At 73.6% G+C, this 23,663-nt stretch carries 30 protein-coding genes; 18 read left to right on the top strand and 12 right to left on the bottom strand.

The features are described 5' to 3' along the window. Positions 1 to 176: 176 nt before the first annotated feature. Both VFG42_RS02860 and VFG42_RS02855 read left to right on the top strand, forming a co-directional pair. Positions 177 to 599 (top strand): hypothetical protein, encoded by a 423-nt coding sequence (locus VFG42_RS02860; RefSeq protein WP_324905055.1) that lies wholly within the window; start codon positions 177 to 179, stop codon positions 597 to 599. A 39-nt stretch (positions 600 to 638) separates the two neighbouring features. Continuing rightward, the gene (locus VFG42_RS02855) at positions 639 to 1,214 is read left to right on the top strand and encodes a hypothetical protein (RefSeq protein ID WP_324905053.1); all 576 of its coding nucleotides are present in this window, start codon (positions 639 to 641) and stop codon (positions 1,212 to 1,214) included. Between the two features lie 115 nt (positions 1,215 to 1,329). On the opposite strand, the gene VFG42_RS02850 is transcribed toward VFG42_RS02855, so the two are convergent. Further along, positions 1,330 to 1,605 carry a hypothetical protein gene (locus tag VFG42_RS02850; protein WP_324905051.1) on the bottom strand — a complete coding sequence of 92 codons (276 nt, stop codon included), beginning with the start codon at positions 1,603 to 1,605 and terminating at the stop codon, positions 1,330 to 1,332. A gap of 110 nt (positions 1,606 to 1,715) precedes the next feature. Between VFG42_RS02850 and VFG42_RS02845 the strand changes: the two genes are divergently transcribed. The 3 genes from VFG42_RS02845 (at position 1,716) to mreC (ending at position 3,471) form a co-directional block, all read left to right on the top strand. Continuing rightward, complete coding sequence (locus VFG42_RS02845; RefSeq protein ID WP_324905049.1) at positions 1,716 to 1,850, top strand: hypothetical protein; 135 nt, start codon at positions 1,716 to 1,718, stop codon at positions 1,848 to 1,850. A gap of 81 nt (positions 1,851 to 1,931) precedes the next feature. Then, positions 1,932 to 2,480, top strand: coding sequence for a hypothetical protein (locus VFG42_RS02840; protein WP_324905047.1), 549 nt, complete (start codon positions 1,932 to 1,934; stop codon positions 2,478 to 2,480). Between the two features lie 91 nt (positions 2,481 to 2,571). Then, positions 2,572 to 3,471, top strand: a complete 900-nt coding sequence (mreC, locus tag VFG42_RS02835; protein WP_324905045.1) for a rod shape-determining protein MreC — start codon at positions 2,572 to 2,574, stop codon at positions 3,469 to 3,471. 24 nt (positions 3,472 to 3,495) lie between these two features. Here the strand turns inward: mreC and VFG42_RS02830 are convergent, their stop codons facing one another. Then, positions 3,496 to 3,909 (bottom strand): nuclear transport factor 2 family protein, encoded by a 414-nt coding sequence (locus VFG42_RS02830; RefSeq protein WP_324905043.1) that lies wholly within the window; start codon positions 3,907 to 3,909, stop codon positions 3,496 to 3,498. 69 nt (positions 3,910 to 3,978) lie between these two features. Here VFG42_RS02830 and VFG42_RS02825 point away from each other — a divergent pair, with 69 nt between their 5' ends. Further along, on the top strand, positions 3,979 to 4,815 hold the full coding sequence (locus VFG42_RS02825; protein ID WP_324905041.1) for a fumarylacetoacetate hydrolase family protein: 837 nt from the start codon (positions 3,979 to 3,981) through the stop codon (positions 4,813 to 4,815). A 6-nt stretch (positions 4,816 to 4,821) separates the two neighbouring features. Here the strand turns inward: VFG42_RS02825 and VFG42_RS02820 are convergent, their stop codons facing one another. Together VFG42_RS02820 and VFG42_RS02815 are read right to left on the bottom strand one after the other, a co-directional pair. Continuing rightward, positions 4,822 to 5,361 (bottom strand): DUF488 domain-containing protein, encoded by a 540-nt coding sequence (locus tag VFG42_RS02820; protein WP_324905039.1) that lies wholly within the window; start codon positions 5,359 to 5,361, stop codon positions 4,822 to 4,824. Then, a complete protein-coding gene (locus VFG42_RS02815) occupies positions 5,358 to 6,302 on the bottom strand; it encodes a LysR family transcriptional regulator (RefSeq protein WP_324905037.1) in 945 nt (314 codons plus the stop codon). Before VFG42_RS02815 ends, VFG42_RS02820 begins: the two co-directional genes overlap by 4 nt. 71 nt (positions 6,303 to 6,373) lie before the next feature. Here VFG42_RS02815 and VFG42_RS02810 point away from each other — a divergent pair, with 71 nt between their 5' ends. From VFG42_RS02810 to VFG42_RS02770, 9 genes are all read left to right on the top strand, one after another. Further along, a complete protein-coding gene (locus tag VFG42_RS02810) occupies positions 6,374 to 6,736 on the top strand; it encodes a hypothetical protein (RefSeq protein ID WP_324905034.1) in 363 nt (120 codons plus the stop codon). Between the two features lie 11 nt (positions 6,737 to 6,747). Beyond that, on the top strand, positions 6,748 to 7,770 hold the full coding sequence (locus VFG42_RS02805; protein ID WP_324905032.1) for an EamA family transporter: 1,023 nt from the start codon (positions 6,748 to 6,750) through the stop codon (positions 7,768 to 7,770). Between the two features lie 21 nt (positions 7,771 to 7,791). Next, the gene (locus VFG42_RS02800) at positions 7,792 to 9,216 is read left to right on the top strand and encodes a DHA2 family efflux MFS transporter permease subunit (RefSeq protein ID WP_324905030.1); all 1,425 of its coding nucleotides are present in this window, start codon (positions 7,792 to 7,794) and stop codon (positions 9,214 to 9,216) included. Then, positions 9,213 to 9,737, top strand: a complete 525-nt coding sequence (locus tag VFG42_RS02795; RefSeq protein ID WP_324905028.1) for a PaaI family thioesterase — start codon at positions 9,213 to 9,215, stop codon at positions 9,735 to 9,737. Before VFG42_RS02800 ends, VFG42_RS02795 begins: the two co-directional genes overlap by 4 nt. 99 nt (positions 9,738 to 9,836) lie before the next feature. Then, a complete protein-coding gene (locus VFG42_RS02790; protein ID WP_414642313.1) occupies positions 9,837 to 10,427 on the top strand; it encodes an ABC transporter ATP-binding protein in 591 nt (196 codons plus the stop codon). Next, the gene (locus VFG42_RS02785) at positions 10,424 to 11,215 is read left to right on the top strand and encodes an ABC transporter permease (protein ID WP_324905024.1); all 792 of its coding nucleotides are present in this window, start codon (positions 10,424 to 10,426) and stop codon (positions 11,213 to 11,215) included. Before VFG42_RS02790 ends, VFG42_RS02785 begins: the two co-directional genes overlap by 4 nt. A gap of 10 nt (positions 11,216 to 11,225) precedes the next feature. Further along, complete coding sequence (locus VFG42_RS02780; protein WP_324905022.1) at positions 11,226 to 12,206, top strand: iron-containing alcohol dehydrogenase; 981 nt, start codon at positions 11,226 to 11,228, stop codon at positions 12,204 to 12,206. Between the two features lie 48 nt (positions 12,207 to 12,254). Continuing rightward, positions 12,255 to 13,367, top strand: coding sequence for a hypothetical protein (locus VFG42_RS02775; protein WP_324905020.1), 1,113 nt, complete (start codon positions 12,255 to 12,257; stop codon positions 13,365 to 13,367). Between the two features lie 89 nt (positions 13,368 to 13,456). Then, complete coding sequence (locus VFG42_RS02770) at positions 13,457 to 13,963, top strand: PKD domain-containing protein (RefSeq protein WP_324905018.1); 507 nt, start codon at positions 13,457 to 13,459, stop codon at positions 13,961 to 13,963. Positions 13,964 to 14,150: 187 nt separating this feature from the next. On the opposite strand, the gene secG is transcribed toward VFG42_RS02770, so the two are convergent. From secG to VFG42_RS02750, 4 genes are read right to left on the bottom strand one after another with little or no spacing between them, the layout of a single operon-like run. Beyond that, positions 14,151 to 14,381 carry a preprotein translocase subunit SecG gene (secG, locus tag VFG42_RS02765; RefSeq protein WP_324905016.1) on the bottom strand — a complete coding sequence of 77 codons (231 nt, stop codon included), beginning with the start codon at positions 14,379 to 14,381 and terminating at the stop codon, positions 14,151 to 14,153. A gap of 13 nt (positions 14,382 to 14,394) precedes the next feature. Then, the gene (locus VFG42_RS02760) at positions 14,395 to 14,688 is read right to left on the bottom strand and encodes a hypothetical protein (RefSeq protein ID WP_324905014.1); all 294 of its coding nucleotides are present in this window, start codon (positions 14,686 to 14,688) and stop codon (positions 14,395 to 14,397) included. A 9-nt stretch (positions 14,689 to 14,697) separates the two neighbouring features. Continuing rightward, positions 14,698 to 16,899 (bottom strand): heme lyase CcmF/NrfE family subunit, encoded by a 2,202-nt coding sequence (locus VFG42_RS02755; RefSeq protein ID WP_324905011.1) that lies wholly within the window; start codon positions 16,897 to 16,899, stop codon positions 14,698 to 14,700. Positions 16,900 to 16,908: 9 nt separating this feature from the next. Then, positions 16,909 to 17,319: a cytochrome c maturation protein CcmE gene (locus VFG42_RS02750; RefSeq protein WP_324905009.1), complete on the bottom strand. Its 411-nt coding sequence runs from the start codon at positions 17,317 to 17,319 to the stop codon at positions 16,909 to 16,911. A gap of 123 nt (positions 17,320 to 17,442) precedes the next feature. Here VFG42_RS02750 and VFG42_RS02745 point away from each other — a divergent pair, with 123 nt between their 5' ends. Together VFG42_RS02745 and VFG42_RS02740 are read left to right on the top strand one after the other, a co-directional pair. After that, positions 17,443 to 17,682 carry a hypothetical protein gene (locus VFG42_RS02745; protein ID WP_324905007.1) on the top strand — a complete coding sequence of 80 codons (240 nt, stop codon included), beginning with the start codon at positions 17,443 to 17,445 and terminating at the stop codon, positions 17,680 to 17,682. 31 nt (positions 17,683 to 17,713) lie between these two features. Beyond that, positions 17,714 to 18,031: an MTH1187 family thiamine-binding protein gene (locus tag VFG42_RS02740; protein WP_324905005.1), complete on the top strand. Its 318-nt coding sequence runs from the start codon at positions 17,714 to 17,716 to the stop codon at positions 18,029 to 18,031. Here VFG42_RS02740 and def read toward each other — a convergent pair. From def to VFG42_RS02720, 4 genes are all read right to left on the bottom strand, one after another. Then, positions 18,028 to 18,594: a peptide deformylase gene (gene def / locus VFG42_RS02735; protein WP_324905003.1), complete on the bottom strand. Its 567-nt coding sequence runs from the start codon at positions 18,592 to 18,594 to the stop codon at positions 18,028 to 18,030. The two genes, VFG42_RS02740 and def, sit on opposite strands and share 4 nt — an antisense overlap. Before the next feature lie 22 nt (positions 18,595 to 18,616). After that, positions 18,617 to 19,864 (bottom strand): hypothetical protein, encoded by a 1,248-nt coding sequence (locus tag VFG42_RS02730; protein ID WP_324905001.1) that lies wholly within the window; start codon positions 19,862 to 19,864, stop codon positions 18,617 to 18,619. Positions 19,865 to 19,932: 68 nt separating this feature from the next. Further along, positions 19,933 to 21,186 carry a hypothetical protein gene (locus VFG42_RS02725; protein ID WP_324904998.1) on the bottom strand — a complete coding sequence of 418 codons (1,254 nt, stop codon included), beginning with the start codon at positions 21,184 to 21,186 and terminating at the stop codon, positions 19,933 to 19,935. Next, positions 21,183 to 21,728 (bottom strand): RNA polymerase sigma factor, encoded by a 546-nt coding sequence (locus VFG42_RS02720; RefSeq protein ID WP_324904996.1) that lies wholly within the window; start codon positions 21,726 to 21,728, stop codon positions 21,183 to 21,185. Before VFG42_RS02720 ends, VFG42_RS02725 begins: the two co-directional genes overlap by 4 nt. Before the next feature lie 74 nt (positions 21,729 to 21,802). Between VFG42_RS02720 and VFG42_RS02715 the strand changes: the two genes are divergently transcribed. Continuing rightward, positions 21,803 to 23,644 carry a CocE/NonD family hydrolase gene (locus VFG42_RS02715; RefSeq protein ID WP_324904994.1) on the top strand — a complete coding sequence of 614 codons (1,842 nt, stop codon included), beginning with the start codon at positions 21,803 to 21,805 and terminating at the stop codon, positions 23,642 to 23,644. Positions 23,645 to 23,663 lie beyond the last annotated feature (19 nt).

Raw genomic sequence — 23,663 nt, 5'->3', positions numbered from 1 at the left:
TCGCGCATCGAAACTCAGTTAAGAGCTATGAGACCCCGGCTTGTGACCACGCCGAGGAGATTTGTGACGATTTAGCGGCAGCTCCCGATCAATCGGGTCCGTCGACTCGCGCGTGGCGGTTCCAAGCATGACTCTTGCCTCCTGAGCAAACACAACTCTCGTCAGAGGAGGCGAGCTTGTCGATCTTCACGCGCTGGCTGAAAGTGGCTCGGGGCCTGTGTGCAGTCGGCTGTCTGGTCGCCCTGTGTGCGGCCGTGCCGACCGCTCACGCCGCGACGGCTGACTTCTGCGGGACCTCCGCAAGTCCTCGCGGATACCCCTACGGCGATCGCTGCGCAGCTGGCTACCACGGCGCCGTTGGGTTCACGAGGTTCACAGTGGCTTCTTGGGAAGGCCAAAACTTCATGTGCGCGCTGGTCAAGGAAACGGCGAGTGGCGGCGGCGCGAACCGCTCGCTGCCGGCATGCGCCTACGCCTACTCACAGCAGTCGGACTGCACGACCTCGTACAACCCCTGCAGTGGCTACGCGACCAACGTCAATAACTGGTCATCCATCACCGGCTTCTACGGCTGGGGCTACTTCCAGTACAGCAACTAGGAGCAGATGATGCGTATCTCAAGGATCAGCGCGTTTGTCATGGCCGTGCTGGCGATCGCCGTGACCGGTGGAGCGGTAGCAGCCTTCGCTAGCAGCGATCAGGGCACCTCACCAGACACGTTGGCGTCACCACCGGCTCGCGTGGCCGGCAACTACTCGGTGTTGCGTGCTGCGAAGAGCGCTTCCGACGCGGTACCTGCTGACGTCGCCAAGGGCTTTGCGCCGAGCACGTTGGACAACGCGCACCAACTACGAACGCAGCTTTCGCGAGGTCGGTCGTGGCTGGCTTCGACCGTTGACGGGGGGATCTGCCTCATCATCGAACTGGGCGCCGCCGGCTGCCAGAACGCCGACAATGCAGGGCGAGGCATCGTCGAAGCTCTCGGTGGAGCAGGTGGCGGGCCGGACTTCAAGGACGGTGAGGTGCTCATCTACGGCGTCGTTCCCGACGGAGTCACGAACGCAACGCTGTACCTCAAGAGCGGCGAGTCACAGAGCCTCAAGGTCGTTGGCAACGCCATTTCGGCTGACGTCATGGGACCGACCGAACGTGTCGAGTACACCGACGCGGCCGGAGCGTTGGTGACGATCCCCGCACCGTCCTACACCGGCTAGCCAGCTCTAGCTCTCAGCGCGGCCGATGCCGCGCTGAGAGCGTTGGGAGGGACACTGGATCCCCCTCGTGCTGGGGTCCCGCCGCTGAGCCCTCAGACAGCTCAGCGGCGCGGGCCTATGCCGCCAAGGTGACGATCAGCAGTTGGCGTGCGCGTCGACCCAGCACGGAAATCACGTTGGGGTTGCCGATCACCCGCCAGGCCGGCTCAGGCGACGTGACCGAGAAGTCGGCCGGCGTCTGAGCGGCCAGGCAGACCGAGAACCCGTCGCCGCGCTCCCACGACAGCAGCCGCATGACCAGGTCGGACTCGATGGTCCGAACTCTTCGATCGCCACGAACGTCGGGGATCGGCCGGACCTGCCGGTCCTGGGCGATGGCGGTCGGGTCCACACGATCACGGTGGCCAGCTTCTTGGGCAACAACGGATGGTCGTCGGCCTGCAGCGTGGACAGGGCGACCGCACTGCTGCACCGACGAGTTCGAATCGCGGCTCGAACCGCGTGCGGCCGAGATCAAGCCACGCGGCCGTCGCGGTGCTGGTCTTCGACGACGACGGCCGCGTCGAGGGCCGCGCGGACCTGGGCGCGTGGACGCGGGGCGTGGCGATCCTCGGCGACGACCTCTACATCGGCTGAAGCGCGCGTCGCGGAGCCGGCGACGGGCACCGCGCGCACGTCGCGGTCCTGGACCGCCGCACGCCGGACACCCGAGACCGCGTGCCGCTCCGCGCGCGCGAGGTCTATGCGCTGGCCGTCCTCCCCGACCCACTGATCGCCGGGATCGAGCGGGGCTTCGGCACCAACCCGATGCGGGCGGGCGACGAGCGCCAGCTCGACCTCTTTCGCAGCGCCGACGTCGAACCCGAGCAGCTGTGGCCCATCAGCGAGCCGCCGCCTGAGGCCGCCTGCCGCGTCGAGATCTTGGCGGAGCTCCCCGCCACGCTCGGCACCGGCGCCACGGCGACGCTGCCGTGGCGCATGGTCAACCAGGGTGGTGCCGTCCTGCACGCCGCCGAGCCCTTCCCCGTGCAGGTCGGGGCGCGCTGGGTCGCCCATGACGACGGCAGCGTGACCGACGGCATGCGCGCGAAGCTGCCCGGCACGGTCGCGCCCGGCACCTCCACCGAGGGCGAGATCGTGCTCACCGCGCCCGACCGGGCGGCCGCCTACACGTTGATCCTCACGGCCGTTCAGGAGGGCGTCCGCTGGTTCGACGCCGTCGAGGCGACCAACGCGACGAGCGCGCGCGTCCAGATCACCGGCTGATCGCGGCAGCAGCACAGGCGCCTGGGCCGCAAAGGCGCATGCGGTGGGGTCGCCTCGGGCGCCGACCTCGTAGCCTCCACTGGCCGCCTCCATGCCCTCGTACCGTCCCCATCCCGACGAGACCATTCGCCGCCGGCGCCGTACCGCGCTCGGGGTCGTCGTCGTGCTGGTCGTGCTGATCCTGGTGGTGGCGGGGCTCGGGCCGTTCGCGGACGTGCGGCGGGGGATCTCGGCGGTGTCGGGGCCGGTCGGCGACGGGGCGTCGAAGACCGTCAAGCCGATCAGCAACCTGTTCGGCTGGATCGACGACACGATCACCGCGAAGGGGAAGGTCGACGACGTCCGCAAGGAGCGCGACCAGTTCCGGGACCTCGCGATCCAGGGGCAGGCCGCGGCGGCGCAGAACCCGCAGCTCCTCGGGCTCCAGACGATGGACCGCCAGCCGGTCGACCTCACGCCCTACAAGCCGGTCACCGCCCGCGTGCTCGCGCGCTCCCCCACGTTGTCCTACACGAAGATCACGATCGGCAAGGGCGCGACCGACGGCATCAAGGTCGACCAGCCGGTGATCGCCGCCGACGGGTCCGGGTCCGACGACCACGGGCTGATCGGCAAGATCGAGAAGGTCGGCGACAACTCGGCGGTCATCCGCCTGCTCACGAACTCGACGGTCGGCGTCGGCGCCAAGACCGCCGACGGCGACTCGGCCGGGACGCTGGTCGCCAGCTCCGGCAACCCGCGCGACCTCGAGCTCCAGCAGGTCCCGACCAAGTCCGACGTGCGCCAGAACACGCTCATCGTCACCGAGGGCACGACGTCCAAGCGCGCCGACATCGAGTCGATCTACCCGCCCGAGCTGCAGATCGGCCGCGTGTCGCGGATCGACGACGAGGGCACGATCGACCAGTCGCCGCACATCCAGCTCCTGGTCAACCCGCGCCGCGTGCAGTACGTGCAGGTCCTGACCAAGCGCTACAACGGCAACCGCTGACGACGGGCGCGCCGCGCCGCGGCGCTACCCGTCCGACGCGCCGTTCATCCCGGCCGCCTCCAGCGCGCCCGCGGCGGTCTGGAAGACCCGGCCGTAGACCACCTGGCCGTCGTCCACGCGCCACAGCCACCCCGCCGGCGAGTCGATCACGCGCCCCGCGCCCCACGCGTAGACGCGGCCGGTCGCGACGACGACGCCGTCGTCGCCCTCGAAGAACGCGTCGGACGTCGGACGCAGCTCCTGCCAGATCGACGCGACGTCCTCCAGGTACCGCAGCATGCCCGCGTGACCGCGATAGGGCTGCCCCGCCGCCGCGATCTGAGCGGTCTGCGGCTCGAACACGATGTCCCGGGCGCAGAGGACCAGGACCTGGTCGCGGTCGCGCCGCTCGAAGGCGGTGAAGAGCTGCTGGACGATCTCGACGTTGCGCGACGCCACGGTCCGTGGACTATCGCATTGCTGTCGACCTCGATGAGCGAACGGCCGATACCGGTAGCGTCCGCGGCCATGCGCCTGGTGACCTTCCGCGACCCGCACAGCGCGATCCGCGTCGGGCGGCTGGACGACGGCGAGCGCGTCGTCGAGCTGGCCGCCGCGACGATGCTCGACTGGCTGAGCGGCGAGGGCCACGCGCCGACGGGCCGCGACCACGCGCTGGCCGACGTCGCGCTCCTGGCCCCGGTGCCGACGCCGCCGTCGGTGCGCGACTTCTTCGCCTACGAGGGCCACGTCGCCACCGGCTTCCGGCTGGCGGGCGCCGAGATCCCCAGCGCCTGGTACGTGGCGCCGGTCTTCTACTTCTCCAACCCGGCGTCGATCCAGGGGCCCGGCCAACCGGTGCGCCGCCCGGCGGGCTCGCGGCGGCTGGACTTCGAGCTGGAGATCGCGGCGGTGATCGGCGAGGAGGGCGAGATCGCGGGCTTCACGCTCCTCAACGACTGGAGCGCGCGCGACGTCCAGCGCGAGGAGATGGCCGTCGGGCTCGGGCCCGCCAAGGGCAAGGACTTCGCGACCTCGATCGGGCCGTGGCTGGCGACGCCCGACGAGCTGACGATCGAGGACGGCCGGATCCGATTGGAGGCCACGGTCTCCGTCGACGGCGAGGTGCTGGCGCGCGGCGACGCGGGCGCGATGCGCTGGTCGTGGCCGCAGCTCGTCGCCCACGCGGCCAAGGAGACGCGGCTGGTCCCCGGCGACGTGCTCGGGTCGGGCACGCTGCACCGCGGCTGCCTGCTGGAGCTCAACGCCGAGCGCGCGCCGGAGGACGTCCGCTGGCTGGAGCCCGGCGACGAGGTCGTCCTGGCCGCCCCGGGGCTCGGCGAGCTGCGCACGCCGGTCGTCTAGCGCCACTCAGAAGCCCAGCCCGAGCTGCTGGGCCGGGTAGGTCAGCGCGCCGTCTCCCCCGCGCTGCGCGAACGCGGTCACCGCGTGGCGCTCCAGCCCGCCGTCGGGCGCGATGTGCACCACCTCGACGCCCTCGCGCGCCACGAGCGCGTCGGCCAGCAGCTGCCGGTGGCAGCGCCGCCAGTCGCCCTCCGCGCACATCACGGCCGTCACCCGCGCCGCGCGCAGCCGCGCCAGCCGCGCCAGACCGCGCGCGAACTCGGCGCTGCCGAGGTGGTCGGCGTAGCCGTTGAAGGCCGCCACGTCCCAGCCGTCGTTCACCGAGCCGCCGACCGGATCCCGGTGGCCGCCCAGCTCGGGCAGGTGCGCGTAGGCGATCCCGGACGGCGCCAGCTCGACCGCCAGCGCGTCGTCGTCGAAGTGCGGATGGCGGCGCGACCGCGGCCAGCGCCGCACGTCGGCGACCTGCGTGACGCCGTGGCCGCGCAGCAGCTCCGCGAACCGCGCCAACGTGTGCGACGAGTGCCCGACGGTGTAGACGGTCAAGAGGCCAGCGCCAGCTCGGTGCGCCGCGCGCCGAACTCGCCCGCGACCTCGACGAGCACGTCGAGCATCGCCTGCTTGGCCGGCGACCGGTAGGAGTCGGCGAGCGTCAGCGCGATGATCCGGCGCACCGGCGAGCGGCCGCTGCCGAACGAGCGGATGACGACGTCGTCGCGCACGTTGATCAGCGCGAGGTCCGGGATGAACGACACGCCCATGCCCGCCGCGACGAAGCCCTGGATCGCGTTGTAGTCGTCGAGGTTGAAGGCGATCGTCGGCTCGAAGCCCGCGACCTGGCAGGCGCGCATGAAGATCGACGTGTCGGGACACGTCGCGGCAGTCCCGATCATCCAGGACTCGTCGGCGAGGTCGACGAGCTTCAGCCGCGAGCGCCCGGCCAGCGGGTGCTCGCGCGGCAGCATGATGTACATGGGGTCGTCGAGCAGCGGCAGCGCCTCCAGGTCGGCGGCGTCGGTGCGCGGCGGCGCGAACGTCGCCTCGATCGAGAGCGCGACGTCGACCTCGCCGGCGCGTAGCAGCGTGAGCCCGTCGTCGGGCTCGGCCGGGCACAGCGACAGGTCGACGCCGGGATGGCGCTCGCGGAACGTCGCGACCGCCAGCGGCATCAGCGTCGCGCACGCGGACGGGAACGCGGCCAGCCGCAGGCGCCCGCCGCGCAGGCCGTTGATCGCCTGCAGCTCCTCCTCGGCGTCGGCCAGCCGGGCGAGGATCGCGTCGGTGTGACCGACCAGCGCGCGGCCCGCGTCGGTGAGCTTGACGCCGCGCGCCGACCGCTCGACCAGGCGCGCGCCCGCCTCCCGCTCCAGCGCCGCGATCTGCTGGGAGACCGCGGACTGCGTGTAGGAGAGGGCCTCGGCGGCGGCGCTGAACGAGCCGTGCGTGGCGACCTCCCGGAGCACGCGAAGGCGGCGGACGTCGAGCATAAGCGGAACTTACTCCGTCGGTCACCAAATGTCATTTGAGCTAATCGACCCTGCCCACCATGATCCTGACCATGTCCGGCAGCACCCCCTCCCTCCCCAGCATGGACGCCTTGGTGATCCGCCCCGCCTACCCCGACGACCACGCGCCGCTCGAGCGCCTCGCGCGCCTCGACAGCCAACGGCCCCTCGCGGGCCGCGGCCCGGTGCTGGTCGCCGAGCGGGACGGCCGGATCCTCGCGGCGCTCTCCGTGGCCGACGGCCGCGCGATCGCCGATCCCTTCGCCCCGACCGCCGACCTGGTCGCCCTCCTGCGCCTGCGCGCCGCCGCGGAGTCCTCCGCGGCGACCTCCCGCGGCGTTGCCCAGGGTGCCCGGGATCTCCTCCGGCGTGCCGGGGCGACAGCCCGGCGGCGCCCCGCGTTCGCGCGCGGGTAGCCCGCCGGGACATGGCCCCAACGAGCGCCGCTCCCACCCACGAGTTCCATCCCCCTCCTCAGGAGATGCGGGTGTGGGCGGCGCTCGGGGCCATCTACCTGATCTGGGGCTCGACCTACCTGGCGATCCGCCTGATGGTCGAGACCGTCCCGCCGGCGCTCGGGGCGGGCCTGCGGTTCGTGCTCGCGGGCGCGATCATGATGGTGGTGTTGGTCGTGCGGCGCGGCGCCGGCGCGCTGGCGGTCGGGCGCGCGCAGCTGCTTTGGTGCGTGGCGGTCGGCACGCTGCTGGCCGCGGGCGGCAACGGGCTGGTGACGGTCGCCGAGCGCGACGTGCCGTCCGGGCTGGCGGCGCTGCTGATCGCGTCCGAGCCGTTGTTGATCGTGTTGCTGCGGCGCCTGGCCGGCGACCGCGCGCGGGCCGCGACGCTCGGCGGCGTGGCGCTGGGCTTCGTCGGCGTCGGGATCCTGCTCCTGCCCGGCGGACGGCCCGACGACGTGCCGCTCGGGATGACGCTGCTGGTCCTCGTCGCGTCGCTGTCGTGGGCGCTGGGGTCGTTCCTGCAGTCGCGCGTGAACGTGCCGTCGGACCCGCTGACCGCGACCGCGCTGTCGCTGTCCTCCGGCGGCCTGGTGCTCGTCGTCGGCGGCGTGGTCGCGGGCGAGTCGCTGGACCTCGGCGCGTTCAGCGCCAAGTCGGTGGCGGCGTTCTTCTACCTCGTGGTCGTCGGGTCGATCGTCGCGTTCTCGGCCTACTCGTGGCTGCTGACGCACGCGCCGATCTCGAAGGTCTCGACCTACGCCTACGTCAACCCGGTGATCGCGGTGCTGCTCGGCGCCGTCTTCCTGTCGGAGGACGTGGCGGTCGCGACGCTGGCCGGGATGGCGCTGGTGCTCGCGTCGGTCTGGGTGATCGTCCGGCAGGAGAGCGCGGGCGGGGAGGCCGGCGCGGACGCCGTCGCCGCCGTCGAGACACATCAGTTGCATGACGAAACCGACTCCGCTACCGTGCGGACGGCCTCCTCACGCACCTGACCCCTCGGAAGGGCCCGCCCCATGAGCCACCGCGCCCGCGTCGCGGCCATCGTCTCGGTCGGCGTCTTCGTCGCCAGCCTCGATCTGTTCATCGTCAACATCGCGTTCCCCGACATCCAGCGGGACTTCGACGGCACGTCGCTGGCGTCGCTGTCCTGGGTGCTGGACGCCTACGCGATCGTCTTCGCCGCGCTCCTGGTCCCCGCCGGGCGCTGGGCGGACCGGACCGGGCGCAAGCGCGCGTTCCTCGGCGGGCTCGCGCTGTTCACGGCGGCCAGCGCGGCGTGCGCGGCCGCGCCGTCGGTCGGCGTGCTGATCGCGGCCCGGATCGTCCAGGCGGCCGGCGCGGCGATCCTGACGCCGTCGTCGCTGGGCCTGCTGCTGCCGGAGTTCCCGCCGGAGAAGCGCGGGCTGGCGATCGGGCTGTGGGCGGCGGTCGGCGGCACCGCGGCGGCGGCCGGACCGGTCATCGGCGGGTTGCTGGTGGAGCTGTCGTGGCGCTGGGTGTTCCTCGTCAACGTGCCCGTGGGGCTGGCCGCGATCGCCGCCGGCGCGCGCGTGCTGCGCGAGGTCCGCGACCCGGATCCGGCGCGGCCGGACCTCGTCGGCGCGGGCGTGCTGACGGCGGCGGTGGCGACGCTGATCGCCGCGATCGTCGAGGGCCCGGGCTGGGGCTGGGGCGACCCCCGGGTCATCGGGCTGTTCGCGGCGGCGGCGATCCTGCTCGGCGCGTTCGCGGCGCGCTCCACGCGCCACCCGGTGCCGGTCGTCGAGCCCGCGCTGCTGAAGGTGCGCGCGTTCGCGTTCGCGCAGGTCGCGGGCCTGTTCTTCTTCATCGGGTTCAGCGCGATGTTGTTGGGGTCGGTGCTGTGGCTGACCGAGGTCTGGGGCCAGAGCGCGATCGGCGCCGGCCTGAAGATCGCGCCGGGCCCGGCGACCGCGGCGCTCTTCGCGGTCGCGGGCGGCGTGCTGAGCGCCCGCGTCGGGCCGCGCCTGGTCGGCGCGGCGGGCGCGGCGCTGTTCGGGCTGGGCGGCGTGTGGTGGGCGACGCACCTGGGGATGGACGTGCGCTACGCCGCCGACTACCTGCCGGGGATGCTGATCGGCGGCGCCGGCGTCGGCCTCGTCAACCCGTCGCTGGCGGGCGCGGCGACCGCGCAGCTGCCGCCGACGCGGCTGGCGACCGGCAGCGCGGTGCTGACGATGTCACGCCAGATCGGCAGCGCGCTCGGCGTCGCGTTGTTGGTGGCCGTGCTCGGGACGCCGTCGCCCGCCGACGTCGTCGCCACGTTCCAGGACGCCTGGTGGCTGATGGCGGGCGCCGCGGCGCTGGCGTCGCTGTCGTTCGTCGCGGTCGGTCCGCCGGCCCGGGCGACCGCGGACGAGCCGCTCGCGGAGGGGCGCGAAGCGGGCCTCGGCGCGCCGACGCCGGAGGTGGTCGCATGACCGCGACCGACCCGCGCGGCCCCGTGGACGCGGCGCGCCGGCGCACGGTGACCTGGGAGGACCCGGCGCCGATCGTCGCCGCGGCCGCCGACCGGACGGGCCTGGAGCTGATGCGCGCGATCGCCTCCGGCGCGCTGCCCGCCCCGCCGATCGCGCGGCTGCTCGGCTTCGACATCGACCGCGTCGACGACGGCAACGTGGTGTTCTCGATGGAGCCGATCGAGGCCCATCAGAACCCGCTCGGCACCGTCCACGGCGGCATCGTCACCACCCTGCTCGACAGCGCCATGGGCTGCGCGGTGCACACGACGCTGCCGCGCGGCGGCATGTACACCACCTTGGAGCTGAAGGTGAACTTCCTGCGGCCGTCGTTCGGCGGCGGCGAGCGCCTGCTGGCCGAGGGCACGGTGCTCAACCGCGGGTCGACCGCCGTGCTCGCCGAGGCGACGATCACCGGCGCGGAGTCCGGCAAGAAGGTCGCGCACGCGACCTCCACGTGCCTGATCCTGGGACCGCGCTGAGCCGGGCCGCGGGGCACGCCGGGCGAGGCCGCGCCCGCCAGGCATGATGCGGGTGTGGAACCGCTCTTCGCGCTGGAGGAGGTGACGGTCACGGGCGCGATGCGCCCGCGGCTGGATCGCGTCTCGATGGCGCTCGGGAAGGACGGCGGCGTGACCGTGCTGCAGGGTCCGTCGGGGTCGGGGAAGTCGACGCTGCTGCGGCTGCTGAACCGGCTGGTGGCGCCCGACGCGGGGCGCGTGCGCTACCGCGGCGCGGACCTGGCGACCCACGACGTGCTCGCGCACCGGCGCGAGGTCGGGATGGTCTTCCAGGCGCCGGTGCTCTTCCCGGGCACGGTCGCCGACAACCTCGCGGTGGCCGAGCCGGACGAGGGCACCGACCTCGCCGCGCTGCTGGCCCGCTGCGGCCTGGCGCCGGAGGACTTCCTGGAGCGCGAGGCGGCGACGCTCTCCGGTGGCGAGGCCCAGCGCGCCTGCCTGGCCCGTGCCCTGGGCACGCGGCCGCGCGTGCTGCTGATGGACGAGCCGACGTCCGCGCTGGACGCCGACGCCACCGCGACGATCGAGGCCCTCACCCGGCGCCTCGCCGGCGAGGGCGTCGCGATCGTCCTGGTGACCCATGACCGCGCGCAGGCCGCGCGGCTCGGCGATCGCGTGATCGTGCTGCGGGAAGGACGGGTGGCGGCGTGAGCAGCGGACAAGTCTCCTGGTGGGGCCTGGCCGCGTCGCTGGTGATGATCGCGGCGGTCGCGCTGCTGTCGATCCGCCAGAAGCTGCGCCTGGAGCGTGACCTGGCGATCGCGGTCGTCCGGTCGCTGGCGCAGATGCTGCTCGTCGGGATCGCGCTCGGGCTGATCGTCGACCCGCACACCTGGGTCGGCTGGTCGTTCTTCTGGGTGGCGGGCATGGTCGTCTTCGCCGCGTTCACCGTCGCGCGCCGCGCCCCGATGCTCCCGGGCGTGCTACCGGTGGCGGCAACCGCGCTGACCGCTGGCGCGACCGCCGGCCTCGGCCTGCTCTTCGTCCTGCGGATCTTCCCGGTGACGGGCCGGACGGTCGTCCCGGTGGCGGGCATGGTCATCGGGAACTCGCTGGCCGCCGGCGTGCTCACCGTGCGACGCCTGGTGGAGACCATCGGCGAGCGCCAGGCCGAGCTGGAGGCGCGGCTCGCGCTCGGCCTGCCGTGGCAGCGCGCGGTCCGCCCGACGGTCCGGCAGGTGCTGCGCACCGGGATCGCGCCCGACGTCGAGCGGTTGAAGGCCCTGGGCATCATCGTCCTGCCCGGCGCGATGACGGGCCTGATCCTCGCCGGCGTCGCGCCGCTGGACGCGGTCCGCGTCCAGCTCGCGCTGTTGTACGTGATCCTCGGCTCGGTGACGACCACCGCCTCGGTGATCGCGCTGCTGGGCTGCCGGCGGCTCTTCACCGCCGACCACCGCCTCGTGCCGCTGAGCCGCTCGACGCTCGACGAGGGGTAGGGTCAAGACCATGAACTTCACCTGGCAGGACGGCGAGCGGACGATCCGGTTCGGACGCGGCGCGGTCGCCGACGCGCCGCGGCTGCTGGGCGACTCCTACACCTTGCTGACCACCGAGCGCGCGCGGGCCGCGGCGCCCGAGGTCGTCGAGGGCGCGAGCGCCGTCCACGTCGTCGGGCCCGGCCTGGTCGACGAGCTGGCCGCCGAGCTGCACGAGGCGGTCGGCGACGCGCGGCTGATCGTCGCGCTCGGCGGCGGCCGCGTGGTCGACGTCGCCAAGGCGCTGGCGGGGGTCCGGCCGCACGGCACGCGCGCCGCCGCGATCCCGACGACGCTGAGCGCCGCCGAGATGACGCGCATCCACCGCACGCCCGCGGGCCACGAGGGCGCGCGCAACGTCCGCGCCGCGATCGTCGTCAACGACCCGGACCTGTCGGCCTCCCAGCCGACCGCCGAGCTGGCCGCCTCCTCGGCCAACGCGCTCGCGCACGCGGTCGAGGCGCCGGTCACGACGCTCGCCTCCCCCGTCCCGACGCTCGCCGCGCGCGAGGCCATGCGGTTGATCGACGTCGCCTGGCTGGTCGAGGGCGAGGACCCGTCCTACCTCGGCCGCGAGCAGCTCGCCCAGGCCGCGCTGCTGTCGGGCTACGCGATCGACGCCACGCGCTACGGCCTCAGCCACGTGATGAGCCAGACGCTCGTGCGCGTCGGCGGCGCCGGCCACGGCCAGGCCAACGCGGCGGTCCTGCCCGTCGCGATCGGCGCGCTGGAGCAGCGCAACCCCGGCCGCGTGGACCCCGACGGCACGCTCGTCGAGCTGGCCCGCCGGCTGGCGCGCCGCGCCGGCGCCGACGGCATCCGCCGCCTCGGCGTCGACGAGGACCAGCTGGAGGCGTGCGCGCGGGCCGCCGCGCAGCGCCCCGACCTGCGCTACACGCCGCCGGCCGCCGACGCGGAGGAGCTGCTCGCGCTCTACCGCGCCGCGTGGTGAGCCCCGCTCGCGCCGTCACAGAACGACCGCGAGAACGTACTCACCTACGTGATCCTCGCCCTCGCCCTGTCGGTCCTCGCGCTCGGCGCCCTGCCGGTCGGCACGCCCGTCCAGCCGCCGGGCCGGGTCGCGCACGACCCGCACTCGGGCATGGGCGTCCCGGTCGCCGGCAGCGCCCGGCTGCTGGACGGGATCGCGCCCGCCGACCCGTCCGACGGCGGCCCGCCGTGGGGCCTGCGGTACCTCCGGACGACGCGCGGCCTCGGCTGCGTGCAGGTCGGCCGCGTGCAGGACGGGCAGCTCGGCGCGTTGGGCCAGGACCACGCCTTCCGCGACGACGGGCGCTTCCACCCGATCCCGGTCGACGCGGTCAGCTCGATCTCCGCCTGCGCGCCGCTGGACCGCGACGGCAGGCTCTACGCCGGCGCGGCCGCGACCGGCATCGCCTCGGCCGCCACGCCCGGCGGCAGCTGCGAGCCGCGGCAGTTCGTCGTCGGCGCGCCCGAGTCGGACCTGTGCCCGGACGGCGACGTCCGCAACCTGTACTTCGGGACGCTCGGACCGCGGGCCCGCAGCGTCACCTACACCTTGGCCGACGGCCCGCACACGGTCCCGACGGTCGGCCCGGAGGGCGCGTACCTGATCGTCCTGCCCGACACGGCGAGCCGCGACTTCAACGGCGTCACCGGCGGGGTCGTCCCCACCAACTCGCCGATCACCGAGATCGCGTTCGCGGGCGGGAAGCGGTGCGCGGTCACCGAGCGCGGCGCCGCGGGCGGGCGCTGCGCGATCCCGGGCCGTCGCACGGCGCCGCTGCGCCGCCTGCGCGCCGGCCGCGCCCGCGCCGCCGTCCGGGCGCGCGCGGTCCACGACCGCCGGGGCCGCATCGCGATCCAGGTCAGCTTCCGCGCGCCGGTCGCCGTGCACGGCACGCTGGAGGACTACGACGTCTCGCTGACCCGGTCCGGGGCGAGCACCTACGCGGTCGGGCCCTCCGGCCGCGACCACGCCGCCGGCGACCTCGTCACCGTGACGTTTCCCTTCAAGCATCCCGGCCACTACTTCGGCGCGGTGACGCTCGTGCGCGCCAACGCCGACGAGAGCGCCCGCCCGCGCAGCCTGCGCGACCGGGTCGGCACGTTCGCGTTGACCGTGCGTTAGGGGCGTGTCCGCCGGGTTGGCGGACGGCCTCGCGTGCGCCAACCTGGATCCCGGCGTCACCTCCCAGCCCATCGCCACGTTCCGAGGACATGACCCGCTCCCGCCTGCTCCCCCTGCTCGCTCTGGCCACGACCGCCGGCGCCACCGCCCTGCCCGCCGGCGCCGTGCTCGCCGCGACCCGGCCCGCGACGCCCGCCTCGATCAAGATCGTGTCCGGCTACGCCTACTACGACGCGTTCAAGCCCAACCTGGGCAAGAAGCTCGTGGTCGTGGTCGTCAAGACCCACGGCCAGCTGCCGCGCCGCTTCGACGGCCTGATCCGCGCCTCGGGCACGTTCGCCAAGCACGGCGGCGGCTCGATCGGCTCGGTCGGCGGCAAGGCCAGCAAGTGCTACACGTTCACCGTGCCGCTCAAGAACGGCCGCTTCTACCCCGTCGCCGGCACCTCCGGCAAGGGCGCCAAGGCCTCCCCCGGCCGCTACCCCGTCACGCTCTCGGCCAAGGCCGCCGACGGCTCCACCGTCTCCTCGACCAAGACCATCACGCTGCGCGACCGCAAGGTCGGCGACCGCAGCGGCAAGCCCATCGGCTGCTGAGTGGATCGCCACCACACGCGACCGTGGCGCGTTTGCGCCCCGGATCGTCGTGGCTGGCGGTGCGCGGCGAGCGCCGGCGGGCGGCCGCCCGTCAAGCTCCGTCGCGTGCCGCCAGGCGCGGCGAGACGGCGCGCAAACGCGCCGCGGCCGTCAGGCGCGGCGAGACGGCGCGCAAACGCGCCACGGGCTAGTTGATCTTCAACAGGATGATCGTGTTCACCGCGAAGAGCACGGCGAAGAGGATCGTCCAGCGGTTCAGGTTGCGCTCGACCATGGAGCCGCCGCCGAGCGAGCCCTGACCGGTGCCGACGCCGAAGGCGCCGGAGAGGCCGGCGTCCTTGCCCGAGTGCATGAGCACCAGGAAGATGAGGACGACGCAGATGGCGACCTGCACGACGGAGAGGATCGTCTCGAGCATTGCGTCCTAGAGGCTACTCGGCCGGGCCGCCCAGCGCATCCAGGCGGCGGAGGATCTCCATTGCCTCCTGGCGCAGCTGGCGGTCGATCGCCTTGTAGTCGGCCTCCGACAGCTTGCCGGTGCGGAAGTCCATCTCGGCCTCGCGGATCTCGCGGTAGCGCGCCTCCTTGGCGGCCTCGAGGTCCTCGAGGCGCGCGGCGAGCGCCGCGTCGTCGGCCTCGGCCCGGCCGCCGCGCAGCGGGCCGGCGATGACCCAGCCCACGATCAGCGCCGCCGCGAGCACCCCGACCACCGCCACCACGTCCATCCGCGGCGCCTAGGCGCGCTCGGCGCCGGTGCGGCCGAGGTCGCGCGCGACGCGGGCGGCGTAGCCGGCGGTCGCCCGCCGGTGCGCGAGGTCGGCGGTCGGCCAGATGCAGATGATCCCGCCCAGGAACGCCAGCAGCGAGCCGATCCAGATCCACGTGACCATCGGCGAGACGATCAGCCGGAACGTCGCCGGCGGCGCCTTCGACGCGTAGCTGTCGGTCAGCCCGCGGATCGCCGTGCCGAGCGCGGTCGCGTACTCGGTGTCGCTCATCTTGCCCTGCGCCGCCGCGAAGACCTTGTCGCCCTTCTTGACGTCGGCCAGCGTCGGGTCGAGGTCGGGCGTCACCGCGCTCCAGATGTCGATGCCCAGCCCGGCCCTCATCGCGATCTCCGACGTCGACTCGCCGTCGAAGTACTTGCCGATCGCGCCCGCGAACGGAGCGCCCGAGATCGGGTAGTAGCCGCGCTCCGGCGCGAGGTGCGCGACGACCTTCTTGCCCTTCATCACGGTCAGCTTCGCGCCGAAGACCAGCCGCTCGACGCCGTCGGCCTTGACGTCGATGCGCGACGTCGGGCCGTCGTAGCGCGCCGAGTACCCGCGGCCGATGTTCGTCGTCTGGCCCTTCTTCAGCTCGATCGTGTTGACGTGCTGGAAGGCCGACGAGGCGGCCACGCCGATGAACAGCACGGCCATGCCGAGGTGGATGACGTAGCCGCCGTAGCGCCGCCGGTTGCGGCGGATCAGCGTCAGGAAGGCCAGCGGCACGGGCTCGCCGGTCATCGCCCGGCGGGCGCGCACGCCGCGCACGAACTCCTGGACGACGGTGGCGATCGCGAACGCGGCCAGCGCGAACATCGCCAGCGCCCACGGCCGGCCGCCGACGCCGAAGGGCAACAGCACGATCGCGGTCACCACGCCGGTGGCGATCGGCCACGTGAAGTTGCGCCGCGCGTTCTTGGGCGTCGCGCGCCGCCACGCGATCACCGGGCCGACGCCGCTGAGCAGCACCAGCGCGAGCGCCAGCGGCACCACGTACTTGTCGTACCAGGGCGGCCCGAGCGACTGCTTCTCGCCGGTGATCGCCTCGGAGATCAGCGGGAAGAACGTGCCCCAGAAGACGACGAACGCCATCCCGACCAGCACGAGGTTGTTGGCCAGGAACATCGCCTCGCGCGACAGCAGCGAGTCGAGCTTGTGCTCCGAGCGCAGCACGTCGCGCCGAGAGACGACCAGCGCGACCGACCCGAGGATCATCGCGCCGATCAGGATCACGAACGGGACGCCGAGGTCCGAGCCCGTGAACGCGTGGATCGAGTCGAGGATCCCGGAGCGCACGAGGAACGTGCCGAGGATCGCCAGCGTGCCGGTGCCGAGGATCAGCGACGCGTTCCACGTCTTCAGCATCCCGCGCTTCTCCTGCACCATGATCGAGTGCAGGAACGCGGTGCCGGTCAGCCACGGCAGCAGCGACGCGTTCTCGACCGGGTCCCAGGCCCAGTAGCCGCCCCAGCCCAGCTCGGCGTAGGACCAGCGGGCGCCGAGCAGGATGCCGACGCCGAGGAAGAACCAGGCGCCGAGCGCGAACCGGCGCGTGGCCTGGATCCACTCGGCGTCCACGCGCCGCACGACCAGCGCGCCGACCGCGAAGGCGAACGGCACCGACCACAGCGTGTAGCCGCTGTAGAGCATCGGCGGGTGGATCATCATCGACGGGTGCCGCAGCAGCGGGTTGAGGCCCGTGCCGTCCTGGGGCGCGATCGGCAGCGTGTCGAAGGGCGAGACCTTGAAGACCAGCAGGCCGCCGAAGAACGTCGCGAAGCCCAGCAGCGTCGCGATCGCGTAGGGCTGCACGTCGCGCATGCGGTGGCGCGTGAGGAAGACGACGAGGCTGGACCACACCGACAGCAGCCACAGCCAGAGCAGCAGCGAGCCCTCCTGGGAGGACCAGGCGGCCGCGAACTTGTAGAAGAACGGCGTGGTCGTCGAGCTGTGCGACTGGACGACCGCGAACGAGAAGTCGTTGCGCAGGAACGCGATCTCGAGCACCGCGAAGGCGGCGGTGCTGAGGCCCGCCAGCGCGTAGACGCTGCGACGGGCGCTCGTGACCCACTCGCGGCGGTGGCCGATCCCGCCGTAGAGCGCGGCGAACACGCCGTAGACGGCGACGGCGAACGCCAGGAACAGCAGACCGCGACCCAGATCAGACATGGGCCCCGCTCAGGTCTTCTGCGTCTTGGACTGCTCTTGGAACTTGGACGGGCACTTCGTGACCAGCGAGTCCTTCTCGCCGACGAACGCGTCGCCCTGGCGCTTGACCGTGACGATCACCTCGCGCCCGTCGCGGAAGGTGTCGGCGACCGAGCCGGTGTAGACGATCGGGACCGAGGTCGTGCCGGAGCGGTCACGGACGCGGAACCGGTAGGTCGTCCCGGACTTCTCGATCGAGCCGTTCACGACCTTGCCGGTCAGCTGGTAGCTCTTCCCGGTCTGGGCGCCGGCCAGGAGCTGGCTCGGTGAGCGCGCCTCCGACGAGGCGCTGAAGCTGGTGTAGACGAGCGCGACCGCGAGGATCACGGCGGTGCTCAACGCCACGACGAGACGTACGCGGCGTTTGCGTGCAGGGTCCATCGCCCACCAGTATCGCAGCCTCGCGCGCGGGAAGCGCCTCCGGGTGGGCCCCGAAGTTGGGTAGGGCGCGTGTCCACGCGGGTTCAAGCGCCGTTTCTGAGACGACGATCACCCGGACATCTCATGCGCGTTCGACCTCTGACCCCCAGTCGTCCCCGCACCGATCGCCGTCCGCACGTCCTCGAGCGGCCGGCCGCGACGCCGCCGCCGCCCGCCGACGAGCACCCCGCCGAGCGCCGCCACCGCGCCTGCGTGGCGCCCGAGGACTCCGCGCTCTACACGTGCGGCTGCGGGTTCGCCTTCCAGGCCGCGGTCTCCACGTCGGTCGCCTGCCCGCGCTGCGGGTCCGGCCAGGCCTGGTAGCGCCCCGGCCCGACGCGCTAGCGTCGCGGGCATGGCGACCGCCGACCTCACCGTGATCGGGCTCGGGCGCAGCGACCCGAGCGCCAGCCGCTACATCGCGGCGATCCAGCGCAAGCTGAACGCCCAGGATCGCGTGCGGCACCGCCTGCACGCGATGGGCACGTCGCTGGAGGGCGAGACCGCCGACATCCTGGAGCTGGTCGGCGAGCTGCACGCCGTGCCGTTCGAGCTGGGGCTCCCGCGCGTCTACACGGTGCTCAAGCTCGACGAGCGCCGCGACAAGCCGCAGACGCTGGACGACAAGGTCGCGTCCGTCGAGCGCCTGCTCGCGGACGAGCCCGGCGCCTAGTCACCCTGCGCCGCCTCGCGCAGCGCCCGCAGCGCGGCCTTGCGCGAGTCCTTGTCGGTGCGGTCGAGCATCAGCACGCCGTCGAGGTGGTCGATCTCGTGCTGCAGGACGGTCGCGTCCGGGCCCTCGGCGACGACGGTCAGCGGGTGGCCGTCGAGGTCGACGCCGGTGACCTCGACGAGCGCCGGGCGCTCGACGGGCACGTGGACGTCGGGGATCGAGAGGCAGCCCTCCTCGATCGTCTGGACCTCCTCCCCGCGCCGGACGACCTCGGGGTTGACGAGCACGCCGAGCGCCTCCTCGTCGGCGAAGCGGTAGACGAACAGCCGCTTGAGCACGCCGGCCTGCGGGCCCGCGAGCCCGACGCCGATCGCCTCGTCCATCAGGAAGCCCATCCGGCCCGCCAGCTCGGCCAGCTCGTTGTCGAAGCGCGTCACCGGCGACGCCGTGCTGCGCAGCACCGGGTTGCCGTACTGCGTCAGCTGCGACAGCGCCGCGCGCCGCCGCGCGAGGCGCTCGGGGCTGGGGCGCTCGTACTCGGGGTTCTCCTGGTCCTCGGACATCGGCCGGAACGCTAGCTCGTGGCTAGCGCTTGGGGACGACGACCGTCGCGCTCTTGCCCATGAGCAGGCCCGCGACGGGGGCCGGGGTCACCCGCACCTCGTACCTGCCGGGCCTCAGCGCGCGGGCGGCGAAGCGGAACGTGCCCTTGCTCGTCAGCGCCGTGCCGACGCGTCCGGCGTCGCGGCGGAAGAGCGTCACCTTGCCGTCGACGGCCGGCTGGTAGCGGCCGGAGACCACGAAGCGGTGGCCCTTGGCGCGCTGGAGCTTGGCCGTGACGACCGGGAAGACCTCGACCTTGGTGAGGTTGCCCGCCGTCGACTCGGCCGCGCCGTCGGTGGTGACGCCGTAGCGGGCCGAGTGCTCCGCGCGGAGGTCGAAGGCGTAGGCGCCGGTCGCGTCGGTCGTCGCGACCGTGCCCAGCAGCGGCGTGATCACGCCGGTGAACGGCGACGCCTGCTCGACCAGCGTGAGGACGCGCGCCGGCTTGCTGATCGAGCCCGTGATCGCGACGTGCGTGCCGTAGGCGACCTTCTTCTCGGAGACCCGCGGCGGCGGCATGTAGATCAGCGACTCGGTGCGGAACTCGCCGACGCTCGGGCTCTGGCCGCCGGGGCCGGAGGCGGTCGCGGCCCAGACGTAGCTCGTGCCGGCCGCCAGCGCGGGCAGCGGGATCGCGACGTCGCCGTCGGCCGCCACGGCGATCGGGCCGAACGTCGCGGTGACGCTGAAGGGACCGACGATCCCATGCGGGCCGAGGACGCGCCCGGTGCCGACGCGGCCGCTGATCGTGATCGGCTGCCCGTGCGTGGCGACGCCGATGTGCAGCGTCGCCGACTTGTAGGTGATGTCGGTCGTCGTGCCGGCGACGGTCTCCGGCGGGGAGAGCGTCACGAACGTCTTGCCGTCGCCGTTGGCGAACCAGTCGTCGTTCTCGACGATCGCGTTGTAGTAGTAGGTCGTCTTCGCCGCCAGCCCGGTCACCGTCGCGGTGAGCGGGACCGTGCCGGTGGAGCCGAGGTCGACCTCGGGCGTCCGCTGCGTGAGCCGGTCGGGCGTCGTCCCGTAGACGAAGTACCCGGTCGTCGGCGTCCCGTTGGTGTCGACCTGGGCGTGGAGCGTCGCCGCGGTGCCGGTGACGTCCGTCGCCTCGCCCACGACCACCGACGGCGCGGGCGGGTCGGCGTCGGCCGCGAGCGCGGCGGCGGGCAGGCCCACGACCAGCATGAGCGCCGCGAGGATCCCAAGTACAAAACGGCTCTGAGCGAACATCGCGCGGCACCCTACACAACGGCGTCACCGACGACACCCGGACGATCGGCCAGGGGCCGTCGCCGCCCCTACGCGGTGAAGGCGAACGACCCGACGGCGTGCGCGCGGTCGTGCAGGACGACCGTGACCCGGTAGCGGCCCGGGCACCAGCCGCGGCCCCAGCGCATCTGCCAGCCGGGCGTGAACGCGACGACCAGCCGCTGCCCGGCGCGGACGGTCTCCGGCAGCGGGCCGCCGCTGGAGTGCCAGGGGCGGTCCTCGCAGGCCCGGCCGCTCGCGGGCCCGTCGACGCGCAGCGTGTACTGCACGCCGTAGCGGTGCGTGGCCGCCGGCGCGCGGAAGGCGATCCGGTAGACGACGTTGCCGCCCCAGCGCTCGCGGGTGACGTGCAGCGGACGGCGCACGCGGGCCGGGTCGGGCAGGCCGCGCAGCGGATCCACGTAGCCCGGCGGCCGCGCGCGGTCGGCCCGCGGGTCGGGGACGGACTCGACCGGCGGCACGTCGTCGACCGGCCGGGTCGTGCCGTCGGCGTAGGTGGCGGTCAGCGTGTAGTCGGGGCTCCTGAGCGGATCCGGCAGCGCGAGCGCGAGCACGAACGCGCCCTCCTCCCCCACGCGCACCACGCGCGCGGGCCCCGCACCGGTCAGCTGCACCGTCCGCGCCAGCGGCCCGAGGAACCCGTACAGCACGAGGCGTCCGCTGCCGTCCGGGCAGACCGTGCGCCGCTGCCGGTCGGCGACCCATCCGCGCGGGTGGCAGGTCAGCCGCGCCTGGATGCCGTTGTCGAGCGCGAGCGCGTTCTGGAACGCGAACACGTGCCCGGCGCCGTCCAGCGGACGGCACTGGTCGCGTTCGACGGGCAGCTCGTGGAAGAGCCCGTCGTCGTCCAGCAGGCCGTCGGCGCCGAGCACGCCGAGCCGGCCGTCGAGCACGCGGCCGACCTGCCAGCACGCCGCGTGCCGGTTGGTCCGGTAGAGCCGGATGCCCCACGGCAGCCCGCCGTCGGGGTCCGGCGCGCGCACGTCGAGCAGCCGCGCGCCGCCGGGCAGCGGGCGCCCCGGGCCGCGGAACGGGGTGCCGAGCCCGTAGCGCTTGGGCGCCGGGTCGCCCGCGCGCGTGAAGTGGCGGACGGCCGCGACGGCGACCGAGGCGAGCAGCAGCGCGAGCGCGACCGCCAGGACGACGGCGCGGCGACGGCGACCGCGCGGGGCAGCGAGGCGCCGAGGGCGTCGCGGCGCGGGCCCGGACGCGGGCGGCGGCTGCGTCCGCCGCGCGGCCTCGCGCAGCCGCGCCTCCAGCTCGGGCAGCAGCGACGCGGTCATCGGCCCTCCTCCAGTCGGGCGCGCAGCGTGGCCAGGCCACGGCTGACGCGCTTGCGGATCACGAGCGCCGAGGTCTCCAGCGTCCCGGCGATCTCCTCGTAGTCGCGCTCGTCGACGATCCGCGCGAGCACGGCCGCGCGCTGGTCGGCGGGCAGCGCGGCGACCAGCTCGTCGCCGGTCAGCGCCTCGATCCGCTCCAGGTCGGCGTCGGTCAGCGCCAGGCGCTCCATCGCCAGCCGGCGCCGCGCGTCCTCCTCCACGCGCCCGCGCCGGGCGCTGTCGGCGAGCTTGTGGCGGGCGATCCCGAACAGCCACGCCGCGCAGGCGGCCGGGTCGCGCGGGCCGGCGTCGCGGCGCAGCGCCTCCAGCGCCGCGGCGAACGTCTCGGCGGCGAGGTCGGCGGCGGCTTCCGGGGCGCGCGTGCGGCGCAGCAGGTAGCCGAGCACCGGCCGCTCGTAGCGGCGGTAGAGGGCGGCGAACGCCTCCGGCTGGTCGCGCAGCGCCGCCAGCAGCGCCGCGTCGTCGAGGTCGTCGTGCCGCATCGTCGGAGAGCAGGTCGTATCGCAGGCGCGGGATGTGACCGCAAGTTCCGGGGAACCGGCGCGTTCCCGCCTCCATGGGTTCGATCGGGAGGAGGGTCGCGGCGCTGCTGGCCGCCGCGACGGCGACCGCGATGGCGATGGCGCCCGCGGCGGCGCAGGCGGCCGACGGCGACGGCGGCGCGTGGAGCGCGTACACGCGCCCGGCGCAGTACGCGACGGTCACCGACACCGACGTGCCGATCACGATGGGCGACGGCACGGTGTTGAAGGCCAACGTCGAGCGGCCCGACGCGCCGGGCACCTTCCCCGTGCTCGTCACGCAGACGCCGTACGGCAAGGACGCGGCCGGCGCGGCGCTCGGCGGCGGGAGCAGCTCGCTGGTCCAGCGCGGCTACGTCCAGGTGACCGTCGACGTCCGCGGGACCGGGCACTCCGCCGGGTCGTGGGACTCGTTCGGCCCGTCCGAGCAACACGATGGCTATGAGATCGTCGAGTGGGCGGCCCGGCAGTCCTGGAGCGACGGCCACGTCGGCCTCGACGGCCCGTCGTACATGGGCCTCACCCAGCTCTACACGGCCGCGCTGCGCCCGCCCCACCTCAAGGCGATCTTCCCGGTCGTGCCGATGGCCGACGGCTACCGCGACATCGTGTTCAGCGGCGGCGACATCAACCTGTCGTTCATCCCGTTGTGGTTGGGGTTGGTCACCGGCGGCGGCCTCGTCACCGACCCCATCACCCTGCTCCAGCACGTCGGGGGCGCGCTGAGCTTCACCATGCCGACGTTGTTGGGGTCGTTGACCGGCAGCGGCAGCGTCGCCTACGACGGGCCGTTCTGGAAGACGCGCTCGCCGATCGAGGTGTTGGACAAGATCCAGGTGCCGACGTTCGTGGTCGGCGGCCTCCACGACATCTTCCAGCGCGGCGAGCCGCTGATCTACGAGCGCCTCAAGAGCCGCGTGCCCGCGCGCCTGCTGATCGGCCCGTGGACGCACGTCGGCGGCTCGCAGGGCTCCGGGCTGCCGGCCGACGGCGTGCCGTCGCTGAGCGACCTCCAGCTGCGCTGGTTCGACCGCTACCTGAAGGGGATCGACACCAACATCGCCGGCATCCCCAAGGTCACCCAGTACGCCTACGGCGACGAGCGCTACGAGACGCAGGCCGACTGGCCCGACCCCAAGCTCGACCCGCAGACCTGGTACCTGCGCGGCGGCCAGACGCTGACCCGCGACGCGCCCGGGACCAGCGAGCCGGCGCAGTCGTTCGTCCAGCATCCGGTGAGCGGCCTCTGCACCATGAGCACCGGGCAGTGGACGGCCGGCCTGGCCGAGGCGCTGCCGTGCTTCACCGACGACCGCCCCAACTCGCTGAGCGGGGGCGCGACCTACCAGAGCGCGCCGCTGTCGGCGGACCTGCGGATCAGCGGGCCGCTGGCCGCGAAGCTGTGGGTGACGACGACGGCCGCGGACGCCGCCGTGACCGTGCGCGTCGACGACGTCGCGCCCGACGGGACGTCGACCGGCATGACGACCGGCTGGCAGACCGCGTCGTTCCGGGCCACCGACGCGTCGCGCGCCCGGGTGGTCAAGGGCCACCTGCTGCAGCCGTGGCACCCGTTCACGCAGGCGTCGGTCCTGCCCGTGACCGCCGGGCAGCCGACCGCGCTGGACGTCGAGATCTTCCCGACCAACTGGGTCCTGAAGGCCGGCCACCGCCTGAAGGTCGTCGTCGACCCGGCCGACTTCCCGCACCAGCTCCCGCCGCTCCCGGCGCTGCTGGCGCGCCTGGGCGGCACCGTGAAGGTGCTGACCGAGCCGGGCCACGCGTCGTCGATCGAGCTGCCGACGATCGGGACGTCGTGCGTGCGGCCCGGATGCGCCTCGCTGCCGGTCCCGAACCTCACCCGCGCCGGCGACTAGGCGACACCCTGATGTGCCC

Origin of the sequence: Baekduia sp. (assembly GCF_035685985.1) — a bacterium.
Lineage (GTDB): Bacteria > Actinomycetota > Thermoleophilia > Solirubrobacterales > Solirubrobacteraceae > Baekduia.
This window is presented reverse-complemented; position numbering and strand designations above follow the sequence as displayed.

Bases quoted from the DNA above. Each gene is read 5' to 3' on its own strand.
- VFG42_RS02855 (WP_324905053.1), top strand. From the start codon at position 639: ATGGCCGTGCTGGCGATCGCCGTGACCGGTGGAGCGGTAGCAGCCTTC.
- mreC (WP_324905045.1), top strand. From the start codon at position 2,572: ATGCCCTCGTACCGTCCCCATCCCGACGAGACCATTCGCCGCCGGCGC.
- VFG42_RS02825 (WP_324905041.1), top strand. From the start codon at position 3,979: ATGCGCCTGGTGACCTTCCGCGACCCGCACAGCGCGATCCGCGTCGGG.
- VFG42_RS02815 (WP_324905037.1), bottom strand. From the start codon at position 6,302: ATGCTCGACGTCCGCCGCCTTCGCGTGCTCCGGGAGGTCGCCACGCAC.
- VFG42_RS02810 (WP_324905034.1), top strand. From the start codon at position 6,374: ATGTCCGGCAGCACCCCCTCCCTCCCCAGCATGGACGCCTTGGTGATC.
- VFG42_RS02805 (WP_324905032.1), top strand. From the start codon at position 6,748: ATGGCCCCAACGAGCGCCGCTCCCACCCACGAGTTCCATCCCCCTCCT.
- VFG42_RS02800 (WP_324905030.1), top strand. From the start codon at position 7,792: ATGAGCCACCGCGCCCGCGTCGCGGCCATCGTCTCGGTCGGCGTCTTC.
- VFG42_RS02795 (WP_324905028.1), top strand. From the start codon at position 9,213: ATGACCGCGACCGACCCGCGCGGCCCCGTGGACGCGGCGCGCCGGCGC.
- VFG42_RS02790 (WP_414642313.1), top strand. From the start codon at position 9,837: ATGCGCCCGCGGCTGGATCGCGTCTCGATGGCGCTCGGGAAGGACGGC.
- VFG42_RS02780 (WP_324905022.1), top strand. From the start codon at position 11,226: ATGAACTTCACCTGGCAGGACGGCGAGCGGACGATCCGGTTCGGACGC.
- VFG42_RS02770 (WP_324905018.1), top strand. From the start codon at position 13,457: ATGACCCGCTCCCGCCTGCTCCCCCTGCTCGCTCTGGCCACGACCGCC.
- secG (WP_324905016.1), bottom strand. From the start codon at position 14,381: ATGCTCGAGACGATCCTCTCCGTCGTGCAGGTCGCCATCTGCGTCGTC.
- VFG42_RS02760 (WP_324905014.1), bottom strand. From the start codon at position 14,688: ATGGACGTGGTGGCGGTGGTCGGGGTGCTCGCGGCGGCGCTGATCGTG.
- VFG42_RS02755 (WP_324905011.1), bottom strand. From the start codon at position 16,899: ATGTCTGATCTGGGTCGCGGTCTGCTGTTCCTGGCGTTCGCCGTCGCC.
- VFG42_RS02750 (WP_324905009.1), bottom strand. From the start codon at position 17,319: ATGGACCCTGCACGCAAACGCCGCGTACGTCTCGTCGTGGCGTTGAGC.
- VFG42_RS02745 (WP_324905007.1), top strand. From the start codon at position 17,443: ATGCGCGTTCGACCTCTGACCCCCAGTCGTCCCCGCACCGATCGCCGT.
- VFG42_RS02740 (WP_324905005.1), top strand. From the start codon at position 17,714: ATGGCGACCGCCGACCTCACCGTGATCGGGCTCGGGCGCAGCGACCCG.
- def (WP_324905003.1), bottom strand. From the start codon at position 18,594: ATGTCCGAGGACCAGGAGAACCCCGAGTACGAGCGCCCCAGCCCCGAG.
- VFG42_RS02730 (WP_324905001.1), bottom strand. From the start codon at position 19,864: ATGTTCGCTCAGAGCCGTTTTGTACTTGGGATCCTCGCGGCGCTCATG.
- VFG42_RS02725 (WP_324904998.1), bottom strand. From the start codon at position 21,186: ATGACCGCGTCGCTGCTGCCCGAGCTGGAGGCGCGGCTGCGCGAGGCC.
- VFG42_RS02720 (WP_324904996.1), bottom strand. From the start codon at position 21,728: ATGCGGCACGACGACCTCGACGACGCGGCGCTGCTGGCGGCGCTGCGC.
- VFG42_RS02715 (WP_324904994.1), top strand. From the start codon at position 21,803: ATGGGTTCGATCGGGAGGAGGGTCGCGGCGCTGCTGGCCGCCGCGACG.